Origin of the sequence: Microbacterium azadirachtae, from assembly GCF_000956545.1 — a bacterium.
Classification (GTDB): Bacteria; Actinomycetota; Actinomycetes; order Actinomycetales; family Microbacteriaceae; genus Microbacterium; species Microbacterium azadirachtae.
In genome coordinates this window covers 70,883-78,050 of record NZ_JYIT01000068.1, presented here as the reverse complement: position 1 = coordinate 78,050, position 7,168 = coordinate 70,883, and the positions used below count along the sequence as shown (strand labels likewise).

Annotated in this window: 7 protein-coding genes; 3 read left to right on the top strand and 4 right to left on the bottom strand. The window is 70.5% G+C overall.

Going from position 1 to position 7,168, the window contains the following annotated elements; genetic code table 11:
* Positions 1–124: 124 nt before the first annotated feature.
* Entirely contained in the window at positions 125–598 is a 474-nt protein-coding gene (locus RL72_RS06635) for an S-ribosylhomocysteine lyase (protein WP_045250028.1), read from the bottom strand.
* Between the two features lie 136 nt (positions 599–734).
* A complete protein-coding gene (locus RL72_RS06630; protein WP_045250027.1) occupies positions 735–1,877 on the bottom strand; it encodes an epoxide hydrolase family protein in 1,143 nt (380 codons plus the stop codon).
* A 66-nt stretch (positions 1,878–1,943) separates the two neighbouring features.
* On the opposite strand from RL72_RS06630, the gene RL72_RS06625 reads away from it, so the two are divergent.
* Complete coding sequence (locus RL72_RS06625; protein WP_045250026.1) at positions 1,944–2,900, top strand: helix-turn-helix transcriptional regulator; 957 nt, start codon at positions 1,944–1,946, stop codon at positions 2,898–2,900.
* A gap of 23 nt (positions 2,901–2,923) precedes the next feature.
* On the opposite strand, the gene RL72_RS06620 is transcribed toward RL72_RS06625, so the two are convergent.
* Complete coding sequence (locus RL72_RS06620) at positions 2,924–3,748, bottom strand: serine hydrolase domain-containing protein (protein WP_052674231.1); 825 nt, start codon at positions 3,746–3,748, stop codon at positions 2,924–2,926.
* Between the two features lie 100 nt (positions 3,749–3,848).
* Here RL72_RS06620 and RL72_RS06615 point away from each other — a divergent pair, with 100 nt between their 5' ends.
* Both RL72_RS06615 and RL72_RS06610 read left to right on the top strand, forming a co-directional pair.
* Positions 3,849–4,442 (top strand): carboxymuconolactone decarboxylase family protein, encoded by a 594-nt coding sequence (locus tag RL72_RS06615; RefSeq protein WP_045250025.1) that lies wholly within the window; start codon positions 3,849–3,851, stop codon positions 4,440–4,442.
* A complete protein-coding gene (locus RL72_RS06610; RefSeq protein ID WP_045250024.1) occupies positions 4,439–5,335 on the top strand; it encodes an RNA polymerase sigma-70 factor in 897 nt (298 codons plus the stop codon). The genes RL72_RS06615 and RL72_RS06610 overlap by 4 nt, the downstream gene beginning before the upstream one ends.
* A gap of 344 nt (positions 5,336–5,679) precedes the next feature.
* Here the strand turns inward: RL72_RS06610 and RL72_RS06605 are convergent, their stop codons facing one another.
* Positions 5,680–7,065 (bottom strand): glycine--tRNA ligase, encoded by a 1,386-nt coding sequence (locus RL72_RS06605; protein ID WP_045250023.1) that lies wholly within the window; start codon positions 7,063–7,065, stop codon positions 5,680–5,682.
* Positions 7,066–7,168 lie beyond the last annotated feature (103 nt).

The window sequence follows — 7,168 nt, the reverse complement described above, 5'->3', positions numbered from 1 at the left end:
GCCTGTGGCGGGGCGGGCGGGATACTCGGGCCGGAAGCGGCGGGCGTCTCGTTCGTCACGGCCCCACGCTATTACGGGTGCCGCGAGGACGCCCATGGGCAGCAGTGCCCATGGATGCCGACGGTCAGGCCAGGATGCGCGTGAAGGCGTCGCGGCTGATCCCCTGCTCGAGGATCCGGGCCGACCACTCGCGCGCGCCGTGCAGGCTGTGATCGCGGTAGTTGCCGCACTCGATCGCGCTGACGCCCGGAACGTCGCTCCACTCGGCCTCCTCCGCGATGAAGCGCAGGCTGTCGGTGACGGCTTCGACGAGCGCCGGGACCTCGGGGCGGCCCCAGGTGATCAGGTGGAAGCCCGTGCGGCAGCCGAACGGCGAGATGTCGATGACGCCCTCGACCCGGTCGCGCAGCAGCGACGCGAGGGTGTGCTCGATCGTGTGGAGGGCGGCCGTCGGGATCTCGCCCTCGTTCGGCTGCACGAAACGCACGTCGAAGTTCGAGATCTCGTCGCCGCGCGGTCCCTGCTCGACGCCGATCAGGCGGATGTAGGGCGCCTTGACGGCGGTGTGGTCCAGCGTGAAGCTCTCGACCTCGGCCATGACGGATCTCCTTCGGGTGGGGGTGCGATGCGGGCGGGCGGTGTGCCGGTTCCGGCCCGCTCCGAGGCTACCCCGCTCCGGTCCCGCGGGGGCCGCCGGCCGCAACACGATGACGGTGCGGCCGGCGGCGCTCGGCTCAGGCGGTGGCGCTCCCCGCGAAGAACGCGCGGATGTCGCCGGCGACGAGGTCGGGACGCTCCAGGGCGGCGAAGTGGCCGCCCTCGTCGAAGCGGCTCCAGTGCACGATGTTGTCGTTGTCGCGCTCGGCGAAGACGCGGATGGTCTGGAAGTCGTCCTTGAACACGGCCACGCCGGTGCGCGCGTGGTTCACCTGCGGCTCGGACGGCGCCTGCGCGTTGTCGAAGTAGCTGCGGCTCATCCCCGCCGCCGCGTTCGCGAACCAGGTGACGCTGACCTCGAGCAGGATCTTCTCCAGCGGCACGAGCGAGGTCCCGTTGCCGAAGCTGTTGAACAGCTCGCTGTAGGCCAGCAGCGCGATCGGGGAGTCGCTGAGCCCCACGGCCACGGTCTGCGGACGCGACGCGTTCATCGTGTTGTACCCGCCGACCGACTGGAACCACTTCATGTGCTCGAGCCCGGCGTAGTCGGCGGGCTCGAGGCGCTCGAACTCGGACGCGTCGCCGGAGGGGAACGAGAACAGCTGCAGGACGTGCAGTCCGAGGAAGCCCTGCGGATCCAGGAGTCCGAGCTCGCGCGCGACCATCGCGCCGTTGTCGGATCCGTGCACGCCGTAGGAGTCGTAGCCGAGTCCGCGCATGAGCCGGTCGTAGGCCGCGGCCACCCGGGACACGGTCCACCCGCCTTCGGTCACCGGCTGGGAGAAGCCGTATCCGGGGGCGTCGGGGACGACGACGTCGAAGGCGTCCTCCGCGCGCCCGCCGTAGGCGACCGGGTCGACGAGGCGGTCGATGACGTCGAGGTAGTCGACGGAGGAGCCGGGATAGGTGTGCGCGAGCAGCAGTGGCGTCGCACCCTCGTGGGGCGAGCGGACGTGGATGAAGTGGATGTCCTGTCCGTCGATCTCGGCGACGAAGTGCGGGAACGCGTTGATGCGCGCCTCGGCGGCGCGCCAGTCGAACGCACGCCAGGCGGCGACCGCCTCGCGCAGGTAGTCGTTGGGCGTCCCCGTGGTCCAGTCGTCGGCGGGGGCGGGCTGCGGCAGGCGGGTGCGCGCGAGGCGGTCCTGCAGATCGGCGATCTCCGCGTCGGTGACGGAGACGGTGAACGGGCGGAGGGCGAGGGATGCGGTGCTGTTCATGTGTTCCACGGTAGGAGCCCATTAGGCTGGATATGTTCCTAATAGAAGAAGTTCCTCGAGGATGCGATGACGAGTCCCTCCGCCCGCCTGCTCACCCTGCTCTCGCTGCTCCAGACCGGGGCCGGCCGCACCGGCGACGAGCTCGCCACGCGGCTCGGAGTGAGCGCTCGCACGGTGCGCGCCGACATCGAGCGGCTCCGCGAGCTGGGCTACCCGGTCGATGCGGTGCGCGGATCGGTCGGCGGCTATCGGCTCGGCGCCGGCGGGCATCTGCCGCCGCTGCTGCTCGACGACGAAGAGGCCGTGGCCGTCACCGTGGGGCTGCAGATGGCCGCGGGGGTGACCGGGGTCGAGGAGTCGGGGGCGCGTGCGCTCGCGAAGCTCGAGCAGGTGCTCCCCTCGCGCCTGAGACCCCTCGTCGACGCCCTCGGATCCACGATCGACCGCGGCCAGGAGAACACCGGCACCGACGCCCCGGATCCGGAGGTCGACGCCGCGGTGCTGGGCGCCGTGGCGGCCGCCATCCGCGACGCGGAGTGGCTGCGCTTCGACTACCAGGGCGAGCCGGTGCTCGTGGAGCCGTACCGGCTGCTCAGCTGGCAGCGACGATGGCATCTCGTCGCACGGGATCCGGTGAGCGCCGCCTGGGGCACGTACCGGGTGGACTGGATGTCACTGCGCATGCCGACGCGCCGGCGCTTCGATCCGCAGCCCCTGGAGGGCGGCGACTACACCGCCTTCGCGATGCGCACGATCGCCGCGAGCGGATGGGCCGTGCACGCCCGTCTGCGCATCGACGCACCCGCGCAGACAGTGCTCGATCGGATCAACCCGACGGTCGGCGTGGTCGAACCCGTCGACGCCGAGCACTGCGTGCTCGTGACCGGGGCGGACAGCCTGGACACGGTCGCCGCGTACATCGGGATGCTCATGATGGACTTCACCGTGGAGTCGCCGCCGGAGCTGATCCCCCGGCTGCGGGTGCTCTCGGAGCGGTACGCGCGCGCTGTCGCCGGATCCTGACCGAGCGCGTCGCCGGATCCTGATCAGCGGCCGTAGCGCTCCGCGATCTCGTCGGTCAGCGCGGGCCAGATCCGCTTGTGCTCCTCGCCGAACGGGACGCCGGAGAGGAACGCCGCGGCGATGTCGCGGGAACGGTCGACGAACAGGAAGCTTCCCAGCGCGCCGAAGTGCCCTGCCGTCTCGGGCGGGAAGGAGTCGCTCAGCCAGTGCGGCGACTTCACGCCCTTGAGCTCGAAGCCCAGCCCCCACTGGTTGTCGGCGTAGGAGCCGTAGCCGGGCACGATCCCCCGCAATCCCGGATGCGAGACGGTGAGGGCGAGGTCGCGCAGCGCGGCGGGGATCAGCGTGGGTCGAAGCACCTCGCGGCCGAAGATCAACAGGTCCTCGATCGAGGCGGTCGCTCCCGCCGACGGCCGGCCGGTGACGTCGGTGCGCTCCATGCCGAGCGGAAGGGTCACCTCGCGCAGCATCCAGTCCGCGAAGTCCATCCCGACGGCGTCGGCGATGTGGGCGGCGAGCGCGTCGAAGCCGGCGTTCGAGTAGATGCGCCGCTCGCCAGGCGCCTTCTGCGGCTCCTCCCCCTCCATCGGCAGGCCGCTGGTGTGGTCGAGCAGGTTCAGCACGGTCGCTCCGGCCGGGCCCGCCGGCTCGTCCAGATCCACCAGTCCGCGCTCGACCGCGACCAGGGCGCCCCACGCCGTCAGCGGCTTCGTCACCGACGCGAGCGGCAGGACCGCCTCGGGATCCCCCTGCACGGCGAGCGTGCGCTCCGGGTCCGTGACCCCGACCAGGGCCGTGTGCGGGAAGCCGTCGGTCGCGGTGAAGGTCGTCGATTCCACGGGATCCATCGTGTCACGAAGGATCCCGGGCAGCGGATGTCACACTTCGGGCCCCGGCGGTGTCTCCATGTGCGAAGGCGCGAGATGCGCGCCGCAGAAGGAGCAGATCATGACGAAGACGACCAGGATCCCCGCCGTCAAGGTGACCGGCCCGTTCGGCGCCCTCGTGAAGGCCGTGGCGCGGCGCAAGCTGGGCCTCGTGCCCGACTCGCTCGGGGTGATGTGGCAGCACCGGCCGGTGATGATGGACATGATGAGCTTCGGCGGCAAGACCGAGAAGTGGCACGAGCTCGACCTCGGCCTGTCGACGCTGGCGACCATGGCCGCGGCGGCGACCGTCGGATGCAGCTTCTGCCTCGATCTGCACTACTTCATGGCGCACGACCGCGGCCTCGACGAGGACAAGGCCCGCGAGGTGCCGATCTGGCGCGAGTCGACCCGGTTCACCCGCCTGGAGCGGCTGGTCATGGAGTATGCCGAGGCGATGAGCCAGACCCCGCCGGCGGTCACCGACGAGCTCTCCGACGCCCTGCTCGCCGAGATCGGCGCCCCGGCGCTGCTCGAGCTCGCCGCGAAGGTGGGCTACCTCAACGCCACCGCCCGCACGAACATCGCGCTCGGCATCCACTCCGACGGCTTCGCCGACGCCTGCGGCCTGGCGCCGCTGGCCGCAGCGCCCGCCGGCGTAGCCTCGCACGCATGAGCAGCGTGCCGGCGGCCGATTCCGAGGATCCGTTCGTCGCCCATCGCGGGCTGCTCTTCACGGTCGCGTACGAGATCCTCGGATCCGCCGCCGACGCCGAAGACGTGCTGCAGGAGTCGTGGCTGCGCTGGGATGAGGTGGATCGCGACCGGATCCAGGATCCGCGGGCGTACCTGGTGCGGATCGTCACACGGCAGGCCCTGAACCTGCTCCGGTCGGTGTCCCGTCGGCGCGAGGAGTACGTCGGACCGTGGCTCCCCGAACCCCTGCTGACGACCGCGGACGTGGCCGATGACGTGGTGCTCGCCGAGAGCGTCTCGGTTGCGATGCTGACGGTGCTCGAGACGCTCGGCCCGACCGAGCGCGCGGTGTTCGTGCTGCGGGAGGTGTTCGACGTGCCCTTCGACGAGATCGCGGACGCCGTCGGCAAGACCCCGGCGGCGGTGCGTCAGATCGCGCACCGCGCGCGCGACCACGTCGCCGCCCGGCGCCCGCGCGTCGCCGTCGACGCCACCGAGCACGACCTCGCCGTACAGCGCTTCATCGCGGTGATGAACTCGGGCGATGTGCAGGGCCTCATGGACGTGCTCGCGCCCGACGTGGTCTCGGTCACCGACAGCGGCGGACTCGTCCGGCATGCCGCGCGGCGCCCGCTGCACGGCGCCGATCGGGTGATCGCGTTCCTGCGGGGAAGCATCGCGAAGCTCGACATCGCCTACACCGTCGTGCCGCTGCGCGTGAACGGCATGCTCGCCGCAGGGATCCGCGTCGGCGACGAACTGGCCGCCGCGGTGAGCTTCGCCGTCGAGGACGGCCGAATCAGCCGCGTGTTCTCGATGGCGAACCCCGGCAAGCTCGCCGGGCTCGACGCGGAGGCGCGGCTCACCCGCTGACACGTCGCACGGGCGCAGAGACCCCGCGCGACGGGCCATGCCCGGTTCCTTGCAGAGTGCGAAGAAACCGCGGTTCTTTCCCGTCGGATCGCACAGAAGCGCGGCGGAATGCCCGCGAAACTGGATCCAAGCCCCCCTCGTACGCAAAGGAGCACGCGCATGGAACGCGACCCGGAACTCTTCGACACCGACGCCCTGCTGCACATCGGCCGTCCCGTCTGGTTCGAGAAGCACCCCTCGCAGGCCGAGGGCGAGGACTTCTGAGCACCCGCCGCCCCGGCACGAAAGGCCGCGACTCACCTGTGTGAGTCGCGGCCTTTTCGGTGTGACATGCCGGAGCCGGCTCAGGCGCCCTTGAGGCGCTCCGACAGGTAGGCGTCGAGCTCGGCGAGCGGCACGCGCTCCTGCGCCATGGTGTCGCGATCGCGCACGGTGACGGCGTCGTCCTCGAGGGAGTCGAAGTCGATCGTCACGCAGAACGGGGTGCCGATCTCGTCCTGACGGCGGTAGCGGCGGCCGATCGCGCCGGCGTCGTCGAAGTCGATCGCCCAGTGACCGCGCAGCCTGTCGGCGACCTCGCGGGCCAGGGGCGAGAGGCGCTCGTTGCGGCTGAGCGGCAGCACGGCGACCTTGACCGGAGCCAGGCGCGGGTCCAGCTTCAGCACGGTGCGCACGTCGGTGCCGCCCTTGGCGTTGGGCACCTCCTCCTCGACGTAGGCGTCGACGAGGAACGCCATCATCGAGCGGGTCAGGCCGAACGACGGCTCGATCACGTAGGGCACGTACTTCTCGCCGGAGGCCTGGTCGAAGTAGCTGAGCGACGAACCCGACGCCTCGCTGTGGCTGGAGAGGTCGTAGTCGGTGCGGTTGGCGACGCCCATGAGCTCGCCCCACTCCTTGCCCGCGAAGCCGAAGCGGTACTCGACGTCGATGGTGCCGGCGGAGTAGTGCGCGCGGTCGTCCTCGGGAACGTCGAACTGGCGCATGTTCTCCGGGTCGATGCCGAGGTCGATGAACCAGTCCCAGCACGCCTGCACCCAGTGCTCGAACCACTCCTGCGCCTCGGCCGGCGGCACGAAGTACTCGATCTCCATCTGCTCGAACTCGCGGGTGCGGAAGATGAAGTTGCCGGGAGTGATCTCGTTGCGGAACGCCTTGCCCACCTGGCCGATGCCGAACGGCGGCTTCTTGCGGCTCGCGGTGAGCACGTTGGAGAAGTTGACGAAGATGCCCTGGGCCGTCTCCGGGCGCAGGTAGTAGAGGCCGGACTCGTCGTCCACGACGCCGAGGTAGGTCTTCACCAGTCCGGAGAACGCCTTCGGCTCGGTGTACTGGCCCTTGGTGCCGCAGTTCGGGCAGGGCACGTCGGCCAGGCCGTTCTCGGCGGGACGGCCCTTGCGTGCCTCGAAGTCCTCGATGAGGTTGTCGGCCCGGAACCGCTTGTGGCACTGCAGGCACTCGACGAGCGGATCCGTGAACGTCTCGACGTGGCCGGAGGCCTCCCACACGCGCTTGGGGAGGATGATCGACGAGTCCAGGCCCACCATGTCGCCGCGGCCGCGCACGAACGTCTGCCACCACTGGCGGCGGATGTTCTCCTTGAGCTCGGTGCCGAGGGGTCCATAGTCCCAGGCCGAGCGCGAGCCTCCGTAGATCTCACCCGCCTGGAAGACGAACCCGCGGTGGCGGGCGAGGGCGATGACCTTGTCGAGGCGGGACTGTTCGGCCACGGTGGCTCCAATGGTCGCGATGAGGCGGGGAATGCGCACGAAGAGGCGCAGCTCAATCCTATCGGCGCGGCAGAACTCCGCGACGGCGGCCCCGTGTCGGAGG